Here is a 23621-nt window from a genome sequence, read left to right as displayed (position 1 = left end):
ATGCTCCTACTATTGCAGCCCCAGTTGCCCGTCAACCTCTTGTTAGGATTTCCCATGCCGGACGGTGTGCTTAGCGTCCGGCATAGCCAACCTCCCCGCCCATGATATCGCCGTTTAAGAGGCCGCCCCGGAACGCGACAGCCCTTGTTGAAGGGCGCTTCCCCGCTTCATACCTCCACGTACTGCTCCCCCTGCGCCAGCCAGCGGCGCAACAGCAATTGGACGCGCTCCGGATTTTCATCGAGCAGGGTTTCCGCCGAGGATTTGACCCGCTCCAGCATCGCGCCGTCGCGCAGCAGGTCGGCAACACGAAACTGCACCTGGCCGGTCTGCCGCACGCCCATCAATTCGCCGGGACCGCGCAGTTCGAGATCGCGTTCGGCGATCACGAAACCGTCGCCGGTTTCCCGCAAGGTGGCCAGGCGCGACTGGGCCGAGGCCGATAGCGGCGGCTGATACATCAGCACGCAATGACTGTCGCCCGGCCCGCGCCCCACGCGGCCGCGCAACTGATGCAACTGGGCCAGACCCAGGCGTTCGGGATTTTCGATCACCATCAGGCCGGCGTTGGGCACATCGACGCCGACTTCGATCACCGTGGTCGCCACCAGCAGATCGGATTCGCCCGCCTTGAATGCACTCATCACCGCGTCTTTTTCCGCGGGCTTCATACGCCCGTGTATCAAAGCGCAGCGTACGTTCGGCAAAGCCTCGGCCAGAGCCACGGCGGCCTTTTCCGCGGCTTCGCACTGCAGCAGCTCGGATTCCTCGATCAGCGTGCACACCCAGTAGACCTGCCGGCCGCTGCGCACCCAATCGGCGATGCGCGCGATGATGTCCGGTCTGCGCGTGGCGGGCAGCACCGTGGTCTTGACCGGGGTGCGGCCGGGCGGCAGTTCGTCGATGACGGAAACGTCCAGGTCGGCATAACCCAGCATGGCCAGGGTGCGCGGGATGGGGGTGGCGGTCATGATGAGCTGGTGGGGATAACGACCATCGCGCGCGCCCTTCTCGCGCAAGGCCAAGCGTTGATGCACTCCGAAGCGATGCTGCTCGTCGATCACGATCAGTCCCAGCCGGCGAAACTCCACTGTTTCCTGAAACAAGGCGTGGGTACCGACGATCACGCCGGCACTGCCATGCGCGATCTCTTCCAGCACGCCGCGCCGCACCGCACCCTTGTGCTTGCCCGCCAGAAAGGCAACCTCGACGCCCAGCGGATTGAGCCACTGCGAAAAACTGCGGTGATGCTGTTCGGCCAGGAGTTCGGTCGGCGCCATGACGGCGACCTGACAGCCGGAGGCCAGGGCGGCCAGGGCGGCATGCGCGGCGACCACGGTCTTGCCGGAGCCCACATCGCCCTGCACCAGCCGCATCATGGGATGTTCGGTGGCGAGATCGGCCAGGATCTCGGCAATGACCCGCGTTTGCGCCGCGGTCAACGGAAACGGTAGGCTCGCGCGAAACCGTTGCGCCTCGCGTGCCGGCAAATCCAGGGCGGGCGCCCGGCGCAAGCGTGCACGGGACCGCAAGCGGCTGAGGCTGAGGTGATGCGCCAGCAGTTCCTCGAAAGCCAGACGCTGCTGCGCGGTTTTCAAGCTAGCCAGAGTGGCCCGCGCCGGTGGGCGGTGCAACTGGCGCAAGGCTTCCGGTAATGACGGCAGCCCCTGCTGGGCCAGCAATTCCGGCGGAAGCAAGTCGACCAGCCCGCTGGAGTTCAGCGCGAGATCGAGCGCCTGCTCGATCAGTCGGCGCAGACTCTTCTGGTGCAAGCCCTCGGTAAGCGGATAGATGGGCGTCAGCGTATGGCCGAGCGGATGATCCTCGCCTTCGGCCAGGACTTGCCAATCGGGGTGCACCATCTCCAGGCCGTAATAACCCTCGCGCGGCTCACCGTAACAGCGCACACGCGCGCCGCGCGACAACTTGCCCATCTGGGCGGCGGTGAAATGGAAAAAGCGCAGGTTGAGCAGACCGCTGCCGTCGGCGACGCGGCAGACCAAGGCGCGGCGCCCCTTGGCCGTCACCTCGCTCAACTCGACGCGGCCTTCGACCTGAGCATGCACGCCGGTCTGCAATCCGCCTATCGGCGTGAGGTAGCTGCGGTCTTCGTAACGCAGCGGCAGGTGGAACAATAGATCCTGGACGGAGTGCAGATGCAGCTTGTCCAATAGCTGCCGCACCCGCTCCCCCACGCCCTTGAGGGCCGTGACCGGCAGGCCGTCCAAAGCCTTGGGCGCGGCCACGGAACGATGAGGTTTTAGTCCGCCAGAACCAGAACGCCATCCATTTCCACGCCCGCGCCACGCGGCAGGGACGCCACGCCGATGGCCGCGCGCGCCGGATAGGGCTGGGCGAAATAGCCGGCCATGATCTCGTTGACCCGGGGGAAATGGGCCAGGTCCGTAAGGAAGATGTTGAGTTTGACGATATCGTCGAGCGAACCGCCGGCCGCTTCGGCCACCGCCCGCAGGTTGTCGAACACGCGGCGGATCTGCGCGTCGATGTCGCCTTCGACCAGCGTCATGGTGGCCGGATCGAGAGGGATCTGCCCCGAAAGGTAAACGGTGTCGCCCACCCGTACGGCTTGCGAATAAGTGCCTATCGCCTGCGGCGCCCGGTCAGTCTGTATGATGTGTCTTGTCATTTTTCTTGCGTCTTAGCTCGGATTTATTGCGGGAAATTTTTACCACCACCGACAATTTTCTCAGTTCCCGCATGACGTTGGCCAGATGCACCCGGTCCTTGACGCGCAGGGTGATGATGTCGGTGGACAACTCACTGTCCTGGTTGGTGATCTGCACGTTCTCGATGTTGGCGCGCATGGTGGAAATCACCGACGCCACCTTGGCCAGGGTGCCGACCCGGTTGAGCAATTCCAGCCTGACCTCGACCGGAAAATCGCCGCTGGCTTGCTTGTCCCATTCCACGTCCAGCCAGTTCACCTGGCGCTTGCGCAGGTCCGCAACGTTGTTGCAGTCGCTCAGATGCACCACGATGCCCTTGCCGGGATTGAAGAAGCCCACAATGGGGTCGCCGGGTATCGGCCGGCAGCAGCGGGCCAGATTGACCACCATGCCTTCGGTGCCCTTGATGACCAGCGAGGTCGGCGCCGGAACCGGCTTGTCGCACGCGGTAGCCGGCAGTTCAATCTCTTGCTGCCCCAGCAGACGCGCCACCAGAAAGGGTAAGCGATTGCCGAGGCCGATGTCTTCGAGCAGGCCGTCCAGGGAGGATGCCTCCACCGTCTTGATCAACCCCTCCACGCACGCCGGGGCCAGCTCGTCCAGATGCAGACCTTGCGCCGCCAACTCCTTGTCCAGCAGCCGGCGCCCCAGGGCGATCGCTTCCTGCTTCTTGAAATTGCGCAGATAGCCGCGGATCGCCGAGCGCGCCTTGGCCGTCACCACGTAGTTGAGCCACAAGGGGTTGGGCCTGGCCCAGGCGGCGGTGACGATCTCCACCGTCTGGCCGTTTTGCAGGACGCTGTGCAACGGAGCCAGCACCCGGTCGACGCGGGCCGAAACACAGGCGTTGCCGACATCGGTATGCACCGCGTAGGCGAAATCGACGATGGTCGCACCGCGCGGCAGCTTGACGATTTTGCCCTTGGGCGTGAGGACGTAGACCTCGTGCTGGAACAGATCGACCTTGAGATTTTCCAGGAACTCCATCGAATCGCCGGCATCCTTCTGGATTTCCAGCAGATCGCGGAGCCATTCGTGGGCGCGGGCCTGGGAATTGATGGCCTGATCGCTCTCCGACTTGTAAAGCCAGTGGGCCGCAATGCCGCATTCCGCCATCTGGTGCATGGCGCGGGTGCGGATCTGGATTTCCACCGGCAGGCCATAAGGACCGACCAGCACGGTGTGCAGGGACTGATAGCCGTTGGCCTTGGGCACCGCGATGTAATCCTTGAAGCGCCCCGGAACCGGTTTGTAGAGATTGTGGGCGATGCCCAACGAGCGATAACACTCGTCGACGCCGGTCGTGACGATGCGAAAGGCGTAAACGTCGTAGACCTGGCTGAAGGAGAGCCGCTTGCCGCGCATCTTCTGGTAGATGCTGTAAAGGTGTTTTTCCCGTCCGATGACCTCGCAGCGATCCAGCCCGCCCTCGGCCACGCGCTTGACGATGCTGGCCTCGATATTGGCGACCACTTCCTTTCGGTTGCCGCGCGCCTTGCGCACGGCCTGCTCGAGCACGCGGTAGCGGTTCGGATAGAGGGCTGAGAAGCCCAGATCCTCCAGTTCCAGCCGCAGTTCGTTCATGCCCAGCCGGTTGGCGATGGGGGCGTAGATGTCCAGGGTTTCACGGGCGATGCGGCGGCGGCGCTCCGCCGCCATGGCGCCCAATGTCCGCATGTTGTGCAGGCGGTCGGCCAGTTTGACCATGATGACGCGCAAGTCCTTGACCATGGCCATGACCATCTTGCGCACATTCTGCGCCTGGGCCTCGGCGCGCGATTTGGAATCCAGTTGCGACAGCTTGCTGACGCCGTCGACCAGATCGGCGACTTCCTGGCCGAAGGACTCCGCCAATTGGGCCTTGCTGACGGCCGTGTCTTCGATGACGTCATGCAGGATGGCCGCCATGACGCCGCGCATGTCCATGCGCATGCCCGCCAGGATGATGGCCACGGACAAGGGATGGCAGATGTAGGGTTCGCCGCTGACCCGGAACTGGCCTTCGTGCGCTTCGGCACCGACACGGTAGGCGCGGCGGACTTCTTCGATCTGCGACGGATCGAGATACGCCGCCAGTATGACGCAAAGACGCCGCAGAAGTTTCTCCTGCGGCGACTCGGTGGGATCGGAAAGAGGCAGGTCGTGCACGGGCAACCGCCCGGCGTCTACAGCCGGGGCGGCACTATGATCGAGCAACTCGGCGGCGAGGCGGTCTCCGGTCACGAAAGATCCCCATCGGGGTTTATTCCAGATCCTCGTCTTCCAGATCGGGCGTGTGCAGCCGGAAGGCCGGCCGCTCGATCGGATAACGGTCGTGCGAGGGAGCTTCCTTCAGATACTCGCGGGTGATCTTGCCCTCCGCGATTTCCCGCAAAGCCAGCACGGTCGACTTGTCATTTCCCCATTCCAGATGGGCATCGTCCGGGCGGCGGCTCAGATGGCGCGCCCGCTTCGATGCCAGCAATACCAGCTGGAAGCGGTTGTCGACCTTGTCCAGGCAATCTTCGATAGTCACTCTCGCCATTCGGCATAACCTCTATATGTGTAAATAAAAACGCATCCGCCGGCGCGGGGTTTCTTTGTATCCCAACGCGCCGCGGCTGTACAGTCCAAACGCGGTCTTAGCCTCGCGCCCGCTCCTCCAGTATCGCCACGGCCGGCAACACCTTGCCTTCCAGATATTCCAAAAAGGCGCCGCCGGCCGTCGAGATGTATGACACCTTGTCGTAGATGCCGTATTTCTGGATCGCCGCGATGGTGTCGCCGCCGCCGGCCAGGGTGAAGGCCTGGGTTTCCGCGATCGCCTTGGCGATGGTCTTGGTGCCCTCGCCGAACTGGTCGAACTCGAACACGCCGACCGGGCCGTTCCACACCACGGTGCCCGCCTTCAGGATGATGTCGGCCAGCTCCTGCGCCGATTGGGGACCGATGTCGAAGATCAGATCATCTTCGGCCACATCATCGGCGCTCTTCAACACGGCCGGCTCGTCTTCGGCAAACCGCTTGCCCACCACGACGTCCGTCGCGATGGGGATGCTGGCGCCACGGGCGGCCAGCTTTTGGGTTAAGGCCTGGGCCGTCGGCACCAGGTCTTCTTCATGGAGCGAATTACCGACCGGCTTGCCGGCCGCCTTGAGGAAGGTGTTGGCGATACCGCCACCGACTACCAGTTGGTCCACTTTTTCGGCCAAAGATTCCAACACCGTGAGCTTGGTCGAAACCTTGCTGCCGCCGACGATGGCGACCAGCGGACGGGCCGGATTGGCCAGCGCCTTGCCCAGCGCCTCCAGTTCCTGTGCGACCAGGATGCCGGCGGCGGCTACGGGGGCGTATTTGGCGATGCCGTGGGTGGAAGCCTCGGCTCTATGCGCGGTGCCGAAGGCATCCATGACGAAGATATCGCACAGGGCGGCGTATTTTTTCGCCGTCTCATCGACGTTCTTCTTCTCGCCCTTGTTGATGCGGACGTTTTCCAGCACCACCAGCTCCCCCTCGGCCACTTCGAAGCCGCCGTCCACCCAATCCTTGATCAGGCGCACGGGCTTGCCCAGGCGCGCAGCGATGTTGTCGGCCACCGGTTTGAGCGAACTTTCCTCGCTCCACACGCCTTCTTCCGGCCGACCGAGATGCGAGGTCACCATGACGCGCGCGCCGGCCTTCAGCGCATGCTCGATGCTGGCCATGGACGCGGTGATGCGGGCATCGGAAGTCACCTTGCCGTCCTTCACCGGCACGTTCAGGTCGGCGCGGATGAATACGCGTTTGCCCGCGAGATCGAGATCGGTCAAGCGTTTGAATGTCATGGCATGCTCCTTTTGTTGGATGGATTATTCGTGACGCCATTTGATCGAGCAGCCCATGCTGGGTATCTGCTCGCGCGGACCCGAACCCGTTTGGGCGACCTGCTTCATGGCTTCGAAAAGATCGCGCCGGGCGTTCGCCACGGCTTCCTTGCGGCTCTCGTCCAGCCGTCCCCGATACTGTAATTCCAGCTTGCCGTTGTAGCCGAAGAAATCGGGCGTGCAGACCGCCCCGTAGGCTAACGCGACTTCCTGGCTTTCGTCGTACAGATAAGGGAACGGAAAATCGAACTGCTCCGCCACAGCCTTCATCTGATCGAAGCCGTCCTCCGGGTGGTCCGCAGGATCGTTGGACATGATCGCCACGGAATTCACGCCGTAAGTCAGCAGCTCTCGGGCATCGCGCACGATGCGTTCGCGTACCGCCTTGACGTAGGGGCAGTGATTGCAGATGAACATCACCAGCAAGCCATGCTCGCCGCGGCTCTGTTCAAGCGTCCAGATGCGCCCGTCGACGCCAGGCAAGGCGAAATCGACGGCCGGCCGGCCAAAATCGCAGACTGGGGTTTCGGTACGCACCATGCTCGCTGACTCCCGATTCGGGCCGAAAAAGGCCGGTTATCATATCAGAGAAGCCGGTGCCGGCGGAGCCACTATAAATCGGCTCAGGCACGCGAGACCGTTCGAATCGCATCCGTCGACCATTCCCACCCCAAATTGGATGAGCCCTTGAACATCAACCGAGAAAAAATCGCGATTTTTCTGCGCTACGGGGGCGACAGCGACGGCTGGGCGCGCATGGGCACGGCCGAAGAAAAGGCCGTCATGTCCGACGGTGATTGGTACGGGCTCTCGAATCTGATCCAGGACTACACCCTGGTCAAGAACGGACGGGCGTCCGCAAACTTCAAGGCACGACTGGAGGAACGCATCGAGACATCAACCCGTGACCCGGCATCGCTCGAAGCCCTGAAACGGCTCATCGAACAAATGGCCTGAGCCCGTGTATCGCGGGCTTACGGCGACCGCCGTTCGCCCAGCTCGAGATAGGCTCAAACAACCTGAGCACACCCTAAGGAATACACCTAGAAGCGTGAACTGCCTCACTTTTTTTTTAACCACTTGTAGTCTAGGCTTTCGTCCGACGGCTTAATCGCTCGACCCACCCCACAAAGAACACGAAGGAGTTGAACACCATGAACAACTTGCCCAACAGAAGACAGCAAGGTTTTACCTTGATCGAATTGATGATCGTCGTGGCGATCATCGGCATATTGGCGGCGATCGCACTGCCGGCCTATCAGGATTACACTGTGCGCGCCAAAATATCCGAAGTACTGGCCAAGGGCGCAGAAGCGAAGACCTCCATCGCCGAGTTTCTTACGGCAACTGGCCACTTGCCTCAAACATTGACGTCTGCTGGAGTCGCAGCCACGGGTTATGGTCTAACGGGAGGTCCGGCTTGGACCGTGTCCGGCACTTCTGGGTACTTGACCTTGAAAACGACATCCAACACCACACAATTTCCGGCAGCTGCGGCAGGGAAGACTTTCCTACTGTCGATCCAATCCACGACGGGAGGCGTCATCGTGTGGAAGTGCAAGGTTGGAAGTGGAACTATGCCGCAGAAATATCTGCCGGGTAACTGCCGCTAATTTTCCGGGATTTTCCACCTGTTAGAAGAGCCCCTCAACCGAGGGGCTTTTTGCTTGCTGGCTCTGGGAGGCAGATCCCTCGTTGCACCGTGCCGCCCGGCTCATGCGCAACTCGCCGTCGAGCCCCGCCGTAGCAAGCTTTTTTCCATCTCGAATTTTGAGTCACTTTTGCGTTCCGCAACCGATGCAGCGCTTATCCCCATTCTTCCTGTATTTCACCATCCTGCTATTGCCTCTAGCTGGTTTTCAAGCTTATCGATCCGGGCTCACCGCCGGGTTCTTTTTCGACGATTTCCCCAATCTAAGCGGATTGGCCGTGGTTTCCGACCTTAACTCGGCACTCGCATTCGCCCTAGAACCCAGAGGAGGGCCGCTCGGCCGGCCCCTGGCGCTGTTCAGCTTTCTCCTGAATGTCTCGTCATGGGATGTCGCACCGGAAGATTTTCTCTTTACGAATATCTGCATTCATCTGCTGAATGCCATGTTGCTGATGTGGTGCTGTTTGCGAGCGGCAAGAATGGTTGGCGACGATCACGCACAGGCGGGGTGGTTTGCGCTCTCCGTGGCGGCGCTGTGGATGGTACAGCCGCTCATCGTTTCCGCCAGCCTAATGATCGTCCAGCGCATGACAACGCTGGCGGTCACGTTCGGGTTGATCGGAAGTCTGCTTTTCTTGCGCGGTCTGGAGTTGCTCAAACAGTCCTCGCGCTCGGGCTATTGGGTAATGTCGCTCGGTGTTGTACTTGGTACTTTTTTTGGCGTGCTCACGAAGGAAAACGGCGCTCTCTTACCGATGCTGGTGTTGATTCTCCAGGGAACGGTATTAGGAAGGTACGTTCAGGACCTCGGGCCAGGCTACCGGTTATGGAGACTGGTGTTTTTGGTGTTTCCTTCACTTCTCATAGGTACTTATCTGCTGTACCTGCTGCCGACTCTGCCAGCAGCCTATGAGTTCCGCGACTTCTCTTTCGAGCAACGCGTTCTGACCGAAGCCCGCCTTGTCTTGCGCTACCTTGGCCTTATCCTGTTCCCGAGGCGGGCGGACATCGGCCCGTTTCAGGATGATTACCCACTATCGAATGGGTTGCTCGATCCACCCATTACCCTGCTCTGTTACTTGACGATAGCCTCGCTCCTCGCACTGGCAGTCGCGTTACGCAATAAAATCGCCGTATTCTCGTTCGCCGTATTCTGGTTCTTCGCCGGCCATCTCCTGGAATCCACGATCATTCCATTAGAAATCTATTTCGAGCATCGCAACTACTTTCCGTCGGTGGGGCCGACCGTAGCTATCGTCTATCTGGCTCTTCACCGCTGGCCCAACCGATGGGTCGGGCCGGTCACACTGGCGGCATATGTATCCCTAGTTACTTGGGTGTGTTTTTCGGTTGCCTCCGTCATCGGCGACAAGAGACAATCGGCAATTCTATGGGCTCAAGAACATCCCGATTCGATTCGCGCCGTTCAGAATCTGACTTTGGTCCACTCGCTTAACCGTGACTATGCGGCAAGCGCAGCGGTTATACAGGCTTATTCAGATCGCCACCCTCAGGATGTGGGAGCGGCCATGCAATCTGTCCAACTCGCGTGCCTTACTGGAACGGCCTCATCGAGGCTAGCGCACCTGAGGCAACGGCAGGGCTTCTTTGAGCGAGGTAAACTCAACGGGGTTATCTGCGGCGCAATGGAAAAGATTGCAACGCTGGTTATCGAAGACGCCTGCCCTGGGTTTTCCTCGCAAGATGTTTTCTCGGTTTCCCGGCAGATACTCGCCAGCCATAATATCGATCGCGCGCGAGAGGTCAGCTATTGTCTCCATGATGCGCAAGCCATGCTTTATTTCAACGAGCGGGATTTCAGTGCCACCATGGAACACCTCGAAGCGGCCTTTTCGTTTCGTACTTATTTAGATGTCGCCGAGCGTCTGATCGAAATCCCCATCAGCGCCGGCCGCTACGATTTGGCGCGGGAGAGTATCGCCAAAGTGCGGGCGAGAAAGCCTAAGAATATATTCCAGGCCAAAATGTGGGAAGACAAGATAACTAAGTTAGAAGTTTTGATTGATGGGATAGAAAAACGAGATGGGCACGTACTCAAATAGCAGTTTCATATTTCCGGGAGAGCCAAGCTTCTCCATCGTAATTCCAGCAAAAAACGAGTCTGCGTCTATCGGGAGCTTGGTTCGACAGATCAAGGGTAACTACCCATCGGCCCAAGTCCTGGTTATCGACGACGGCTCGACCGATAATACATTCGCCGAAGCGCAGGGTTCCGGCGCCGAGGTCGTCCGCCACCCACGGTCTCTAGGGAACGGGGCGGCCATAAAGACCGGCGCACGCAAGGCAAAAGGTGAAGTAATCGTTTTCATGGACGCGGACGGGCAGCATGACCCTGCAGATATACCCAAGCTGTTAGAGAAAATTTCCGAGGGATATTACATGGTCGTTGGCGCACGGTCTTCGCGGTCACAAGCATCGTTTGGCCGCCGAATTGCCAACGGGTTTTATAACCGTCTTGCGAGCGTCATGACTGGCTATCGCATTCTCGATTTGACGTCAGGGTTTCGAGCAGTGAAGGCCCGGCGCTTCCGAAAGTTTCTATACCTGTTGCCGAACGGCTTTTCTTATCCTACGACCAGCACCATGGCTTTTTTTCGCGCAGGTTTTCCCGTGGCTTACGTACCCATACAGGCCGGCAAACGTCAGGGCAAGAGCAAAATCCGCCTCCTGCACGATGGGGCGCGTTTTTTCCTTATTATCTTGAAAATTGGCGCTTTGTTTTCGCCCATGCGCTTTTTTCTTCCTATTAGCCTATTTCTATTCAGTTCCGGCACGGGCCTTTATGCTTATAACTACGTCACTCAAGGGCGTTTCACCAACATGAGCCTGCTCTTGTTCATGTCGGCCTTATTTACATTTCTGATCGGTATTTTGTCAGAGCAAATCTCGTCTCTGCATTATCGCGGCATAGAAGGTTCGCCGGGTGAACCGGGCTGAAGCAGCATAAAGATGAGCGAGCTACTGGGACCCGGCAAAGTTTTGCTGATTACGCGCAATTTTCCTCCGCTTTGGGGCGGAATGGAGCGGCTTAACTGGCATATCGCTGACGAGTTGGCCAATCGGTGTGCCGTGCGCGTGATTGCACCGAAAGGGGCGGCCCTGTCGGGATTACCTGACGCGATACGTGTCGAAGAGGTCGCGCTTTCCCCCTTATCAAAATTTCTCTTCTCGACGTTAATCCGGACACTAAAGGTTGCTCGCCAATGGCACCCTGACTTGGTTCTTGCCGGCAGCGGCCTCACCGCGCCTATCGCCTGGCTGGCGTCTCGCATCTGCGGCGCCCGAGCCTATGCCTATCTCCACGGATTAGACATCACCGTGCCGAACCCGGTCTATCGCACACTTTGGCTGCCTTTCCTGCGACGTTTGGATGGCGTCATCGCCAACAGCAACGCGACAGCGAAACTAGCCGAGCAGGCAGGCATAGCCGCCGGGAGGATAACGATCGTCCATCCCGGTGTGCACATACCGCGGCTCGATCCGGCTGCGCGGGCGCGTTTTCGCGCCGCCCATGGTCTGGGTGATCGCCCTCTGCTGTTGTCTGTCGGGCGTTTGACCCAACGTAAGGGGCTGTTGGAGTTCATTAGGGTGTCACTCCCGACAATCGTCAAGGCCCGCTCGGATTGCTTGCTGCTGATCGTCGGGGAAACGCCGAAGCATGCCCTCCATGCCGGGCGCGTAACACCCGAACTCATTCGAGCCACTGCCGATGAAATGGGTATGTCTGCCTATTTACGCTTTTTAGGGACTCTGTCCGATGATGAACTGTCGGAGATCTATCAGGCTGCCGACGTGCACGTTTTTCCGGTACGCGATCTTCCCAATGACCCCGAAGGCTTCGGCATGGTGGCCGTTGAAGCTGCGGCGCACGGATTGCCCACAGTGGCCTTTGCTACCGGCGGCGTGGTAGATGCAGTTGCCAACGGCGTATCCGGCCGGCTGGTCGGACCGAATGACAGCGAGATCTTTACCAGGGCGGTACTGGCACTTCTCGAATCTCCCTTACCAAAAAGCGAAATCATACGATTTGCTGAGAATTTCACCTGGGAGCGGTTTGGCAAGCGGTTTTTTCAACACCTTGCATAGACGGAGTTGCACTCGTGACGGCTATAAATTTTCTCCCTGATACTCAGGGCTTACGCGCGCTTACCGTATCACTCGTGATTTTGTCGTACTTGGGCTATCGGCGGTTTCATACTTCCGCATAGGTTCTACGATTGCTTCGCCAAGTCAACTTCGTAATCCTTATAGGCCATTTCGCAATATACCTTCCAAGATATTTAGCGAACTTACCCATCCCCCAGTTTTAGGGTACGAGACAGGGCTAAGACTCAGAATATCTGTGGCAGTAGCTACGAAATCTTCTACTTCAGCGGTGCGGACTAACAGCCTAGGGTGGTCACGCAGCACCCAAGATGTCCCGGCCACATCCGTGGCTACAACCGGTACATTGCAGGCCATGGCCTCATAAATTTTCACTGGATAACTGTAGTCGCCAAAATCGCCAGGCTTGTTAACGACAATTAGGAGATCAAGGCTGTTCAATATTAGCGGCACTTCTTCGGGAGGCCGGTAACCCAGCCAATGCGTCCCGGCAGGTACGCTCGTTCTACTTGCCACACGTCCGGACAAGACCAATTCTATGCGGGGCTCGCTGGACCGCAATGCCTCGAAAACCGAGAAGAGCAATTCGATATCCCGGCTCGGGTACAACGAGCCGGTGTAACCGATCAGGATTCGGTCTCGGGGTAACCCCAAGCGTGTTCTACATGTCGCCTTTTCCATGGGGAAAAAATTGGGGTCAGCCGCCATCGGCACGATCCGTACTGGCCTGCCGCCAGCGGATACACTCATCAGCTCGGCCAACTGAGGTCCGGCGGCCGTTACTGCGTCGGCTCTCTTCAGGGCTTGCCGCCAAGCCCAATGCAATGGCTTGGCCCATGGAATATAGCTTTCGTAGTTGTCGTAAGCATCTATCAGCGTGTGCGCACCGACTGACCGCGCAATGTGGCAGGCCATGATACCGTACCAAGTATCTGAAAAGCCTATTACCCAGTCCGGTTTCGTTTCGAGTGCAAGCTGCTTGGCCTTACTTAAAAACGGACAAGGTCCCCATGGAATCGCGGAAACGGAATGCCAATGAAGATTGGCTTTCTTCTGATATTGCGGAGGGTCACATTTATAGCTCAACAGCACTAAGTGGACTTCGTGACCGCTTTCCGCTAGCAGTCGCGGAAGATGGTAGAAACGCCCGTAGGGCTGTGCAAAAAGATCACGCCCTTGAGGGCGGCGTTTACAAAGGCAGAGGAGTTTCACTTGCCGACTATGGACTCGACGATCGTTTGAAACCGCTTGTTGAATTGTACTTGCCCCCATCGCAGGGACTTGGCTTTTCCTGCTTCGGCCAATCTTACGCAAAGCTCGTCACTTCCGGCAAGTTGGAGCAACGCCTGTGCAATTTCCTCAACTGATTCGGGATCGAATAATAACGCGGCATTCCCAACTTGCGCCGGCATAGCGTAAATATTGGAGACAGCCAACGGGCAGCCAGCGGCTATTGCCTCTAAGGGGGGGATATTAGTCGGGCCGAAAAAGGTTGGCATCACCAATGCTCGGGCGCGCCGGTAAAATACGGGTACATCGTCATCGGGTATATACCCCAATATCTGCACCCGATCTTCCAATCCTAACCGCTGAATTTCCTCCAGCACACGTGGGTAGGCATTTTTTTTGGAGCCAGCCAGTATGAGATGAAGATCGGGCGCCTTGGGCCGAATAGCTGCTAATGCCCTTAGCAGCCGGCAATGATTCTTGTGCTCCCAAAACTGAGCCGGATAAAACAAAAACTTAGGCGGCAGGTGGTATCTCTTATCAAAGTCGTCGGGTACATATTCACTACGCATATACGCCGGAGCCACATAGGGAAGCACATGTATGTGTTCCGCCCTTATGTCATATGATTCCAACACCTGTTGCTTTCCGACCTCAGAATCCACCAAGACCCCTTTTGCATGGCGGCATAGTCGCCGATAGTGGCGCTCTCTTCTGTGAAAGAGGCCGAACGCCGAAACTTCAGGGAAACGCCTTTCGTACCGATGCATCAGGTCGTGAATGACGCCGAGTGTGGGCGAGGGAATAGCATAGGTCCACACGTCTTGCGCAGGGAAAAGCCACAGATCACAGCCTTGATCCATCAACTGCCGCGTGAAGGGGTGCACATATTTAGCAATGTTTCGCCAAATCGAAAGTGGTAGACCGAAGCGCAAAGCCGTGCGGACAAGAGTTTCCAGTTTGCCTTCATGAGTCGCTATTTTTAGTACCCTGGAGTCAAGCTTTTGCAGTTTTGGCGACCAGGCGGTGTGGGAGTACGCTACCAAGATTTCATAGCGACTCGGAGGGAGATTCAGCAAGGCATCGAGGACCGATTGAGCGTACTGAAAAGCCCCGCCTCCCTCTGGAGGAAAACCTAGATATAGGCCTATCCGCTTCACCGCACCGCCACAAAACAAGCGTTCCAAGTGGCCACATCAGGCTCACTTTCGTCCAGCCACTTTAGCAAACGTAATGGGCTTAGCCCAGCTGCCTGCAAAAACACACCTACCTCGGGGGCAAATAAATAGCGCATGGCATGAATTTCGGTGATGCGGCTCAATCCACGTTCGCCCTCGACGAGCACCTCATAGTGGACATCCACGCGGTTATCGTTGGGGTAAACAACCGGTTCAGCGATACGAGTGACTGTCACTCCATCACCTTCCAAACGCCTTACGCGAGTCACCGGCGGGTCAGTTAAAACTCCGGGACCATACCAGCAATCAAAGATAAACACCCCACCAGGATGCAAATGTTCTGCTGCCGTGGTCATGGCAGCCAAAAGGTCGTCATTACTGGTTTGATAACTTATCACATGGAATAAGGCCAAGACGACGTCGAATTGGGTATCCGTCCTAAAATCGCGCAGATCACCAATAACAAAATCGATATCGGCTAACAAAGGAGTGTCAGACGCCCGTTTCCGAGCCCTTTGTATCATCGATGGGCTACGATCAAGCCCTGTGATCCGATAGCCCAACTTTGCTAGCTCTCGCGCGTGACCGCCTGTACCGCAGCCCAACTCGAGGATACGTTTAGCGTTTGGCAAATGCTGTTGTATGAGTCCAGACACATAGCCCGCTTCGCCAGAATAGTCCTTATCTCTGTAAAGCAGGTCGTAGTAAACCGAATAGGCGTCAAAGACGCTCCCAGTAGTGGTTTCAGTCACGCATGATCTCCCATAACGCCTCACAAACCCGGTCCTGGTCATCCGACGTCAAACCAAGGCCGCTAGGAATATAAAATCCACGCCTAGCTAGGTGTTCCGCAATCGGATATCTTTCGCCTTGAAAAAGACCCATTCTTTGCAGGACGGGTTGCTCGTGCATGGGCCAAAAAAAAGGACGGCAACCTATCCCCTTTACGCCAAGTCGTTTCATGGCCTCCTCGGCATCGAATTCCACTTCGTCCTTCAAAACCAAACCATATACCCAGTAGATATTTTCAGCGTAATCCGTGTGTGGTTGCGGGAATTGTATTCCGGGAATACCCGAAAGTTGTGCGTTATATCGAGCTCCCATGCGTCGCTTGCGTTGGACAAACTCATCCAGCCGTTCGAGTTGCGCCAATCCCAGGGCGGCCTGTAAATTGGTCAGGCGCAGGTTCCAGCCCAAACGTTCGTGTACAAATCGTTTGCCTGGCTGGAAGCAAAGGTTACGCAGACTGCGACCATCCTCTGCAACTTGCTTGTCGTTCGTAACGATCATGCCGCCTTCGCCGGTCGTAATATGCTTATTCGGATAGAAACTGAACGTGCTGACATCACCGAAACTGCCGCAGGGCCGCCCTTTATAGGTTTGACCGTGCATTTCCGCTGCGTCCTCAATGACTTTGAGCCCATATTTCTGGGCGATATTCAATACTGGGTCGAGATCAACAGGAAGCCCATAAATGTGGACGACCATAATAGCCTTAGTACGAGGATTAATTTTATCCTCGATTTGGGCGATGTCCATATTCCATGTCAGGGCATCACTATCAACCAACACCGGTTTTGCCCCGGATCGGATGATTTGCCCAATACAAGAAATTATCGTAAAAGTTGGCAATATAACTTCATCTCCAGAACCGATATCTAGTGCTTCAATGGCAACATCAATGGCCGCTGTCCCGTTGCTTACCGCTATTCCGTAGCTACGCTCTACGCGCGTAGAAAATTGCTCTTCAAATTGCTTAACGAAGGGGCCTTCGGATGAAATCCAGCCGGTATCGATACATTTCTGCAGATACTTTTTTTCGTTACCATCAAGAAGAGGCTCATTGACTGGTATCATCTTTCTCACCGCAAAATCATAAGCTGCCCATGCTCCACGGAGTCGAAGCGGGTTTTGTCCTGATCGCCAGCATAGGGCCCTTGTTTCACTTCTATGATTTCTGTAGGTTCAAGCATTTCGAAGCCATGGCCACCCAGTGCAAGCAGAATAACATCCCCGGCCTCCAATATAGTGCTTTCAAGGTACTCACGTTCGGCTGAGTAAAAGTCTACTCTGAGTCGGCCAGACTTTATGAATAGAACCTCGTTTGTATAATGAACTTCACGTACCACAGGATTATGCACATGCGGCGGTATCACATAGCCAGTCGGGCGATTCATGTAGCCAAGCTGCTGGGAGTAAGCACCTGGAGTCAAAAACTCGATACCGTTTGCCCGAAAGGTATGACGTAAAATAATAGCTAATTCCTTGCTGCCATGAGTTATTCGGTTGATCATGTGATTCCCTCAGGTTTATCTACAAATTAGAAGGGTAACTGTTCTGTTGGTAGTTTATGGGCGAGACGCAAAGTGTCTATATATATTAGAGCCCGTTTGAGCTACCTTTGAGTGAAACTCTTAGACTGGAATGGCCACTCAAATCAGATGCGAGCCTAGTCGTTACGGAGAATATCGGCACTTTGTGAGCAATAGTGCGGCTGTTGGTTGCCGTCGAAGTAAGCGTCGAAAATTCTTAGTGCGTCTTCCACCGATAAGCCGTGACTGCGGACGGCAGGCCATTGGCTGACTTGGGACCGAGAAACGGTTCGGAAAGGGGAGAACTGCACTACAACCCGCGTTGCTCCCATGATACTGAGACTACTGATCCTGTGATTACCATCTGCCACAATATACGCGTTTCGGCTCTCGCCGCGGAGCTCAAAAACACGAATGTAGCTGTAAGTCTCAGGATGGTAGCCATTATCCTTGATATTCGCCCAGGCGCTCTCAAGCCAACGATATTCTTGCCGTACAACGACGTCTGGAACGCCTAGGTCTGAGAAGTGCGTGAGGATATCTGGTATAGAATGTGGGTTATCACACCAGCCTACCGGGTTCTTGGTTTGATGACGCCAAGGTAGTTGCCATAGTGATGGCGGATGTTTTAGCGAAATGGATAGCGCCTCCGCTAGATTCCGTGGCCGAAAGTGCAGTATAAAGCTTAAGAATTCATCTCTTAGTATCTTGCTCGATACGCCTTGCGATAAGCCTCTTATGTATTGTTCGTATGGATTAAATTCATTACGCCCGTAGCGGAACCCGCAATAATGCACGCAGTCTTCTATCTCAACCTCCTTGGTTCGGAAAAATAATAAGCGCGCGATCGTTTCAGACAGCTCTGTTCTGCTGCTCCAATACATAAACGTGGACCTCGTGACCAAAGTAGTATCCTAGTCTGGTGCTTTCCTGAACGTCAAGGCCCGCCTCGGCAAACGCGCGTTCTATTTGGGGACGGGAATGAATGTAGGTTGTTATCCGCTCGGTTGGCCTAACGGCATCTATAACTCTTAATGCTCGTCCTACACCTCGCGCAATTCGAGATAAAAGTCTTTTCAAGCGTGGTCCTTGAAGATACGTCTGAACTATTATTCTCCCACTGCAAACTCTTTTAAGTTCAGTCATTAGTGGCACTAGGTTGGCTTCAGGAAGAAGGTGTAATAGGCGCCAGCAAATTACAGTGTCGAAAAATTTATCCCCATAGATCAAATTAAATATGTCGCCTTGCGTAAGTTCCACGCGTTCACGATTTAGGGCGGCTACTTTCTTAAGTGCTTGCTTAAGCATGTGCTCCGATATATCGAGCCCGATAATGTGTGCTTCCATAGGATAATAGGAAAGAAATCTGCCGGTACCTACCGGAGCATCGAGAACCCTAGCGGCGGTTTGCAAGGAGAAATATTTTTTAATGAAACTATTTTCCAGACACCATACCACCTCGCTGTCACGTTGTTGCTCGTAATGCGCCGACTCTAGGACGCCATATTTTGAATATCCATCGTAGCTTTCCGGTACGCTTGTAGTCTGTGTCGGTTGATGAGAAGGGTTATTCATAGCGAATTTTCTCTGGATTGAGTGTTGCTCATGTAATATCTTGACTAATGAAAGTAGTAGCTGTATTAGCCCGCCCTTTTATATCAGGCCTGCTATTTGCGTGAGCTAATTCATACTGCATCAAGACAGATTGGCTGGCTATTTTGTGAGGGCATAAAATGTCTGATAACAATCTTATCGCAACCCAATCAGCGCCCGGACTTGGATACGTGCAAGACGCCTTGTCACTGGAACTGCGAGACCGAAGCCTATGGCGGAAACAGCGTAAGATATCACCGTCGCTATCGCCGCACCTTTTCCGTTAAAGTTAGGAATTAATGTCAAGTTTAGGATCAGATTCACAGCAGCAGCGGTAGCTGTTTTGGCGAGATATAACTTTCTCAAATCCCGGTTGATGTACCAGGAGTCGCTGGCGACGCTTATGAATACCATCCAGGTTGACCAAATATGTATTTGCAAGATTTCTACGGTTTGCGCATAGGTGTCTCCAAATATTATAGGGACCGCGACAGGTGAGAGAAGCGTCGTCAGTAATGCGATGGCTAATCCGGTCCAGGATAATATCCAAAGAAAACCGGATAAGGCTTTATCAAATTGGTCGGGGCTACTTACAAATATTGAAGCCAGTCGCGGGGCTGCAGCGGCCATCAAGGATGCAGGAATGATATAAAAGCCCTCTGAGAGTAAGCTTGCTGCGGTGTAATGCCCGGCGGCTGATACGCCTGAAACATAACCAAGCATGAGGACATCAAACCGTGAGTAGATAGCAGTTGTAAATGCGGCAAAGACCATAGGTGTTATTAGCGCCGCCATCTTTTTTAATGATCCCAAGGAAGGGCGCTGTAATTGTCGCAAGTGGAGTCCTAGGCATTTGCGAGCCGCATGCCACATCCCAATTAAGCATAAGGTGGACTCCAGTACATTAACTGCAGCAAGCCATATTAGTGGATGAGGAAGTGACAGCACAGTTACCCGCAAAGTCGCGCTGAGAACATAGGCGGTAATTTTTACTGATGCTACGGCTCGGAAGCAATGGTTCGCCTGTAACCAGATCTCTATCACCCATCCAGCTTGTATTAGGCCTGATATAGAAAGTATTAGAACTAAGGGGACGACATTACCCGTATCATCGTTTAAAACAATAACAGTGAGCGCTAATGATGAGGCTGCGGCAATTAAGGCTCCAGAAACTCGAAGAGCAAGGCCCGTAGCTAAAATAGCCGGAGCAGCTTGGCGGTTTTGGATCAGTTCCCTCAATAGCAGGGATTCAAGTCCCGCTTGGCCGAGAAACCCAAATAGAGCAACGTAGGATAATGCGTAGCTATAGGTACCGAAGGTCTCTGGTCCTAGGAGCCTTGCAATGAGAATGTTTAATAGAAATGCAAATACAATCCGAACAACTCGTTCGGTGATTTGCCAGCCGACATCGCCATGGATTCCTTTCCAATGAATAGATGCGATCAGGCTAGAGAAGAATGAGGTTCTGGGAGATCGCGTGCCCATTTATTGCGGGCCATAAGGTGCAAAGATCCTATATGTAGATCATCACGCTAAAAAATGCGAATTTTTCTCCGATGGGCTATGCAAAACATGCAGCCACTCTTAACCCACATTGCCTTGATCAGGCGAGTCGGCGCCTGACCAACATCACCGAGCAATGAATGGGATCCGATATCCTTTGGAATCGGAGAGTGTCGTCCTGCATTTCGCCAACCAGCACCATTGGCGGGCGACATCTTGCGGCATTTTGACCGATTCTGATCGGCCTTTGTGCGGATCCCATTTAGCCAAGTCTAGTGTCAGTGCCTGAAATGCCGCATCCCCGTGAACACCATGGCTAGGCCGTGCTCGTCGGCGGCGGCGATGACTTCCGGGTCGCGTACCGAACCGCCGGGTTGGATCACGGCGGTGACGCCGACGGCGGCGGCGGAGTCCAGGCCGTCGCGGAAGGGGAAGAAGGCGTCGGAGGCAACCACCGAGCCCTTGATCTGCAGACCCTCGTCGGCGGCCTTGATGGCGGCGATGCGGGCGGAATAGACGCGGCTCATCTGGCCGGCGCCGATGCCGACGGTCTGCCGGTTCTTGGCATAGACCATGGCGTTGGATTTGACGAACTTGACCGCCTTCCAGGCGAACAGCAGGTCGGCGATCTCATCGTCGGTGGGCGCCCGCTTCGTGACGATCTTCAGATCGGCGCGGGCGATGCGGCCTTCGTCCCTGTCCTGCACCAGCAGTCCGCCGTTCACCCGCTTGAAGTCCCAGGCCCCCTTTGGCGCTGCGGGCCAGGCGCCGGTGTCCAACACCCGCACGTTGGCCTTGGCGGCCAGTATGGGCAGGGCATCGGCGGCATATCCCGGCGCGATAATGACTTCCACGAACTGCCGGTCGACGATGGTTTTAGCCGTCGCCGCGTCCAGCGGCTGGTTGAAGGCGATGATGCCGCCGAAAGCCGAGGTGGGATCGGTCGCGTAGGCGCGGTCGTAGGCTTCCAGCAGGTTCGCGCCCTGGGCGATACCGCAGGGGTTGGCGTGTTTGACGATCACGCAGGCCGGCGCGTCGTCGAAACTCTTCACGCATTCCAGGGCGGCGTCGGCGTCGGCGATGTTGTTGTAGGACAGTTCCTTGCCCTGTAGCTGGCGGGCAGCGGCGATGCTGCCGGCTGGCGCCTGACTCTCGACATAAAAGGCCGCCGACTGGTGCGGGTTTTCGCCGTAGCGCAAGGCTTGAGCTTGCTCGAAGCGCAGATTCAAATGGGCGGGAAAGACGGGCGCGTTTTCCACTCGGGCGCCGAGATAGTCGGCTACCGCGGCGTCATAGCGGGAGGTATGGGCGTAAGCCTTGGCCGCGAGGCGGAAACGGGTCGTCAGCCCCAATGAGCCCTTACCGGCCTGCAATTCCTCTAACAGCGCGGTGTAGTCGGCTGGATCGACCACCACCGCCACGGCGTCGTGGTTCTTGGCCGCGGCGCGTATCAGGGCGGGACCGCCGATGTCGATGTTCTCGATCGCATCATTCAGGCTGCAATCGGGCCGCGCGACGGTCGCTTCGAACGGGTATAGATTGACCACCACCAGGTCGATAGGCCGGATGCCGTGCTCGGCCATGACGCCTTCGTCCACCCCGCGCCGGCCCAGGATGCCGCCGTGGATCTTGGGGTGCAAGGTCTTGACCCGGCCGTCCATCATCTCCGGGAAGCCGGTGTAGTCGGACACTTCGGTCGCGTCTATGCCTTCGGCCTTGAGCAGCTTGGCGGTGCCGCCAGAGGACAGAATATCTACGCCCTGGGCACTCAGGATACGGGCGAGTTCGACGATGCCGGTCTTATCGGAGACGCTGAGTAGGGCTCGGGTGATTTTACGTTGCATGGGCGATTTCCGCTGTTTGGCGACTATGGAATGCGTATTTTCAATGTAGTGTTCGCTTCGCGACTTGCATGGCCATCCGGCCCAAATAGGTCAGGGTGGGAGTGGCTTTCAGGTCGCGATCTTCGCGGGTTGAAGCCCGCTCCCGCAGAAACTGACCGGGGATCTCGGGCCACCTTAGAAGCCACACGAGCCGCTCTGTCGGCTCCCCGTCCATGTAAGTCCGGGCTCCGGTCATCCCTGCCGGAGTGACGACGTTAGGTAGTTGGCTGACGTAGTCTTACAAATCAGGACAGTTTTTGAGGCGGCGAACTTTAGCCCTCGACGATCACGCTCGGCTCTCTCCGTCGGGAAAACGGGCGTGCTTTACGTTTACCGAGGGTCATTCCAGCCCGTATTGTCCGATCTTCTTGCGCAATGTGCTGCGGCTCAGGCCCAATACCTGGGCGGCCTTGCTCTGGTTGTAGCCACAATGTTCCAACACGGTGAGGATGAGGGGGCGCTCGATTTCGGCCAGGACCAAGGCATAAAGCCCGCTGACGTCGTTATTGCCGAGCCGGTCGAAATATTCCTGCAAGGCGAGCCTGACCTGTTCGCTCAGCAGCAGGTTTTGGGCAGGCTGATGACAACCGGATGTTTCGATCAGAACGGTGTCCAAAGTTTCCATTTTCATGCGGCGAGTTCCCGGAGTGTTAGTTCGGACAGGTCGGCGAGCCGGCTCAACTGCAACCCGGCGCTCTCTGCGGCATAAACCGCCTTGAGCGCTTGCGGGTTCATGCCCCCCAGCCGGCTGACATACCAACCGATGTGTTTGCGCGCGATGCGCACGCCCGCGTATTCGCCGTAAAAGCCGTGCATCTCCCGTATGTGCTGATGCATCACCCGGCAAATTTCCTCGCGATCAGGTGGCGGCGGGATGACGCCGCGCTCCAGATAGGCCGCCGCGTGGCCGAACAACCAGGGGTTGCCGAGGGCGGCGCGGCCTATCATCACGGCATCGGCGCCCGTTTCATCAAGCACGAAGCGCGCCCGCTCGGGCGAATCTATGTCGCCGTTGGCGACCACAGGAATGCCGACCTCGGCCTTGACCGCACGAATTGTAGTGTACTCGGCCCGGCCGGAGAATCCGCAGGCGCGTGTACGGCCATGCACCGTCAGGGCTTGTATGCCGCAGCTTTCGGCCAGTTTGGCGATGCTCACGGCGTTCCGGTTGGCGGGATCCCAGCCGGTGCGGATCTTCAGCGTAACCGGCACGTCCACCGCTCGGACCACAGCGTCCAATATACGCCCGACCAGGGCTTCATCGCGCAGCAACGCGGAACCGGCCGCCACGTTACACACTTTTTTGGCGGGACAGCCCATGTTGACGTCGATGATCTGCGCGCCGCGCTCGACATTCAACCGGGCGGCGTCGGCCATGGCCAACGGATCGGCACCGAGTATCTGGATGACGCGGGGCTCCGGCTCGCCGGTATGGTCGCAACGCAATCGGGTCTTGCGGTCGTGCTGCAATTGCGGGAGCGAGGTGACCATCTCCGACACCGCCAGCGCGGCGCCGTGACGTCGACACAGTATACGGAACGGCCGGTCGGTGACGCCGGCCATGGGTGCCAGTATCAACCGTCCGTTCAGCGAATAAGGACCTATGCGCATACGGGAAGA

At 56.8% G+C, this 23621-nt stretch carries 21 protein-coding genes; 5 read left to right on the top strand and 16 right to left on the bottom strand.

From position 1 onward, the window contains the following. Nucleotides 1–167: 167 nt before the first annotated feature. The 6 genes from recG to JWZ97_RS16810 all read right to left on the bottom strand — a co-directional run bounded on the left by recG (nt 168) and on the right by JWZ97_RS16810 (nt 7069). Nucleotides 168–2246: an ATP-dependent DNA helicase RecG gene (gene recG, locus JWZ97_RS16835; protein WP_240342384.1), complete on the bottom strand. Its 2079-nt coding sequence runs from the start codon at nt 2244–2246 to the stop codon at nt 168–170. Nucleotides 2247–2260: 14 nt separating this feature from the next. Further along, nucleotides 2261–2647, bottom strand: coding sequence for a RidA family protein (locus tag JWZ97_RS16830; RefSeq protein ID WP_205431513.1), 387 nt, complete (start codon nt 2645–2647; stop codon nt 2261–2263). Continuing rightward, a complete protein-coding gene (locus tag JWZ97_RS16825) occupies nt 2622–4784 on the bottom strand; it encodes a bifunctional (p)ppGpp synthetase/guanosine-3',5'-bis(diphosphate) 3'-pyrophosphohydrolase (RefSeq protein WP_305799122.1) in 2163 nt (720 codons plus the stop codon). Before JWZ97_RS16825 ends, JWZ97_RS16830 begins: the two co-directional genes overlap by 26 nt. Nucleotides 4785–4929: 145 nt before the next feature. Next, nucleotides 4930–5211, bottom strand: a complete 282-nt coding sequence (gene rpoZ, locus JWZ97_RS16820; protein WP_205431512.1) for a DNA-directed RNA polymerase subunit omega — start codon at nt 5209–5211, stop codon at nt 4930–4932. Between the two features lie 97 nt (nt 5212–5308). After that, on the bottom strand, nt 5309–6490 hold the full coding sequence (locus JWZ97_RS16815; protein ID WP_205431510.1) for a phosphoglycerate kinase: 1182 nt from the start codon (nt 6488–6490) through the stop codon (nt 5309–5311). A 24-nt stretch (nt 6491–6514) separates the two neighbouring features. Next, nucleotides 6515–7069, bottom strand: a complete 555-nt coding sequence (locus JWZ97_RS16810) for a thioredoxin family protein (protein ID WP_205431508.1) — start codon at nt 7067–7069, stop codon at nt 6515–6517. Between the two features lie 147 nt (nt 7070–7216). Between JWZ97_RS16810 and JWZ97_RS16805 the strand changes: the two genes are divergently transcribed. The 5 genes from JWZ97_RS16805 to JWZ97_RS16785 all read left to right on the top strand — a co-directional run bounded on the left by JWZ97_RS16805 (nt 7217) and on the right by JWZ97_RS16785 (nt 12287). Next, nucleotides 7217–7486, top strand: a complete 270-nt coding sequence (locus JWZ97_RS16805; RefSeq protein ID WP_205431506.1) for a hypothetical protein — start codon at nt 7217–7219, stop codon at nt 7484–7486. Between the two features lie 197 nt (nt 7487–7683). Beyond that, complete coding sequence (locus tag JWZ97_RS16800; protein ID WP_205431503.1) at nt 7684–8142, top strand: pilin; 459 nt, start codon at nt 7684–7686, stop codon at nt 8140–8142. A 103-nt stretch (nt 8143–8245) separates the two neighbouring features. Beyond that, nucleotides 8246–10243: a hypothetical protein gene (locus tag JWZ97_RS16795; protein WP_205431501.1), complete on the top strand. Its 1998-nt coding sequence runs from the start codon at nt 8246–8248 to the stop codon at nt 10241–10243. Then, complete coding sequence (locus tag JWZ97_RS16790) at nt 10224–11138, top strand: glycosyltransferase family 2 protein (RefSeq protein ID WP_205431499.1); 915 nt, start codon at nt 10224–10226, stop codon at nt 11136–11138. The genes JWZ97_RS16795 and JWZ97_RS16790 overlap by 20 nt, the downstream gene beginning before the upstream one ends. 12 nt (nt 11139–11150) lie before the next feature. After that, a complete protein-coding gene (locus tag JWZ97_RS16785) occupies nt 11151–12287 on the top strand; it encodes a glycosyltransferase family 4 protein (RefSeq protein ID WP_205431497.1) in 1137 nt (378 codons plus the stop codon). A 159-nt stretch (nt 12288–12446) separates the two neighbouring features. On the opposite strand, the gene JWZ97_RS16780 is transcribed toward JWZ97_RS16785, so the two are convergent. From JWZ97_RS16780 to dusB, 10 genes are all read right to left on the bottom strand, one after another. After that, nucleotides 12447–13397: a glycosyltransferase gene (locus JWZ97_RS16780; protein ID WP_240342383.1), complete on the bottom strand. Its 951-nt coding sequence runs from the start codon at nt 13395–13397 to the stop codon at nt 12447–12449. Between the two features lie 116 nt (nt 13398–13513). Then, nucleotides 13514–14719 (bottom strand): glycosyltransferase family 1 protein, encoded by a 1206-nt coding sequence (locus JWZ97_RS16775; protein WP_205431493.1) that lies wholly within the window; start codon nt 14717–14719, stop codon nt 13514–13516. Beyond that, entirely contained in the window at nt 14689–15462 is a 774-nt protein-coding gene (locus JWZ97_RS16770) for a class I SAM-dependent methyltransferase (RefSeq protein ID WP_205431492.1), read from the bottom strand. Before JWZ97_RS16770 ends, JWZ97_RS16775 begins: the two co-directional genes overlap by 31 nt. Beyond that, nucleotides 15455–16567: a DegT/DnrJ/EryC1/StrS aminotransferase family protein gene (locus JWZ97_RS16765; RefSeq protein ID WP_205431490.1), complete on the bottom strand. Its 1113-nt coding sequence runs from the start codon at nt 16565–16567 to the stop codon at nt 15455–15457. Before JWZ97_RS16765 ends, JWZ97_RS16770 begins: the two co-directional genes overlap by 8 nt. A 5-nt stretch (nt 16568–16572) precedes the next feature. Beyond that, complete coding sequence (locus tag JWZ97_RS16760) at nt 16573–17004, bottom strand: hypothetical protein (protein WP_205431488.1); 432 nt, start codon at nt 17002–17004, stop codon at nt 16573–16575. Nucleotides 17005–17874: 870 nt separating this feature from the next. Next, a complete protein-coding gene (locus JWZ97_RS16755; RefSeq protein WP_205431486.1) occupies nt 17875–18597 on the bottom strand; it encodes a class I SAM-dependent methyltransferase in 723 nt (240 codons plus the stop codon). A gap of 174 nt (nt 18598–18771) precedes the next feature. Next, nucleotides 18772–20100: a flippase gene (locus JWZ97_RS16750; protein WP_205431484.1), complete on the bottom strand. Its 1329-nt coding sequence runs from the start codon at nt 20098–20100 to the stop codon at nt 18772–18774. Nucleotides 20101–20396: 296 nt separating this feature from the next. Further along, nucleotides 20397–21962, bottom strand: a complete 1566-nt coding sequence (purH, locus tag JWZ97_RS16745) for a bifunctional phosphoribosylaminoimidazolecarboxamide formyltransferase/IMP cyclohydrolase (protein ID WP_205431483.1) — start codon at nt 21960–21962, stop codon at nt 20397–20399. Between the two features lie 379 nt (nt 21963–22341). After that, a complete protein-coding gene (locus JWZ97_RS16740) occupies nt 22342–22632 on the bottom strand; it encodes a helix-turn-helix domain-containing protein (protein ID WP_240342382.1) in 291 nt (96 codons plus the stop codon). Then, a complete protein-coding gene (gene dusB / locus JWZ97_RS16735; RefSeq protein ID WP_205431482.1) occupies nt 22629–23612 on the bottom strand; it encodes a tRNA dihydrouridine synthase DusB in 984 nt (327 codons plus the stop codon). The genes JWZ97_RS16740 and dusB overlap by 4 nt, the downstream gene beginning before the upstream one ends. Nucleotides 23613–23621 lie beyond the last annotated feature (9 nt).

The organism is Methylococcus sp. EFPC2, from assembly GCF_016925495.1.
GTDB lineage: Bacteria > Pseudomonadota > Gammaproteobacteria > Methylococcales > Methylococcaceae > EFPC2.
The sequence above is the reverse complement of the archived record's forward strand: the minus strand, read 5'-3'. Positions and strand labels throughout refer to the sequence as shown.

What these genes read in the sequence shown, in the direction of transcription:
- rpoZ (WP_205431512.1), bottom strand. Translation starts at nt 5,211, where the DNA reads ATGGCGAGAGTGACTATCGAAGATTGCCTGGACAAGGTCGACAACCGC.
- JWZ97_RS16815 (WP_205431510.1), bottom strand. Translation starts at nt 6,490, where the DNA reads ATGACATTCAAACGCTTGACCGATCTCGATCTCGCGGGCAAACGCGTA.
- JWZ97_RS16810 (WP_205431508.1), bottom strand. Translation starts at nt 7,069, where the DNA reads ATGGTGCGTACCGAAACCCCAGTCTGCGATTTTGGCCGGCCGGCCGTC.
- purH (WP_205431483.1), bottom strand. Translation starts at nt 21,962, where the DNA reads ATGCAACGTAAAATCACCCGAGCCCTACTCAGCGTCTCCGATAAGACC.
- JWZ97_RS16755 (WP_205431486.1), bottom strand. Translation starts at nt 18,597, where the DNA reads ATGAATAACCCTTCTCATCAACCGACACAGACTACAAGCGTACCGGAA.
- JWZ97_RS16785 (WP_205431497.1), top strand. Translation starts at nt 11,151, where the DNA reads ATGAGCGAGCTACTGGGACCCGGCAAAGTTTTGCTGATTACGCGCAAT.
- dusB (WP_205431482.1), bottom strand. Translation starts at nt 23,612, where the DNA reads ATGCGCATAGGTCCTTATTCGCTGAACGGACGGTTGATACTGGCACCC.
- JWZ97_RS16790 (WP_205431499.1), top strand. Translation starts at nt 10,224, where the DNA reads ATGGGCACGTACTCAAATAGCAGTTTCATATTTCCGGGAGAGCCAAGC.
- JWZ97_RS16750 (WP_205431484.1), bottom strand. Translation starts at nt 20,100, where the DNA reads ATGGGCACGCGATCTCCCAGAACCTCATTCTTCTCTAGCCTGATCGCA.
- JWZ97_RS16765 (WP_205431490.1), bottom strand. Translation starts at nt 16,567, where the DNA reads ATGATACCAGTCAATGAGCCTCTTCTTGATGGTAACGAAAAAAAGTAT.
- JWZ97_RS16760 (WP_205431488.1), bottom strand. Translation starts at nt 17,004, where the DNA reads ATGATCAACCGAATAACTCATGGCAGCAAGGAATTAGCTATTATTTTA.
- JWZ97_RS16740 (WP_240342382.1), bottom strand. Translation starts at nt 22,632, where the DNA reads ATGAAAATGGAAACTTTGGACACCGTTCTGATCGAAACATCCGGTTGT.
- JWZ97_RS16830 (WP_205431513.1), bottom strand. Translation starts at nt 2,647, where the DNA reads ATGACAAGACACATCATACAGACTGACCGGGCGCCGCAGGCGATAGGC.
- JWZ97_RS16795 (WP_205431501.1), top strand. Translation starts at nt 8,246, where the DNA reads ATGCGCAACTCGCCGTCGAGCCCCGCCGTAGCAAGCTTTTTTCCATCT.
- JWZ97_RS16800 (WP_205431503.1), top strand. Translation starts at nt 7,684, where the DNA reads ATGAACAACTTGCCCAACAGAAGACAGCAAGGTTTTACCTTGATCGAA.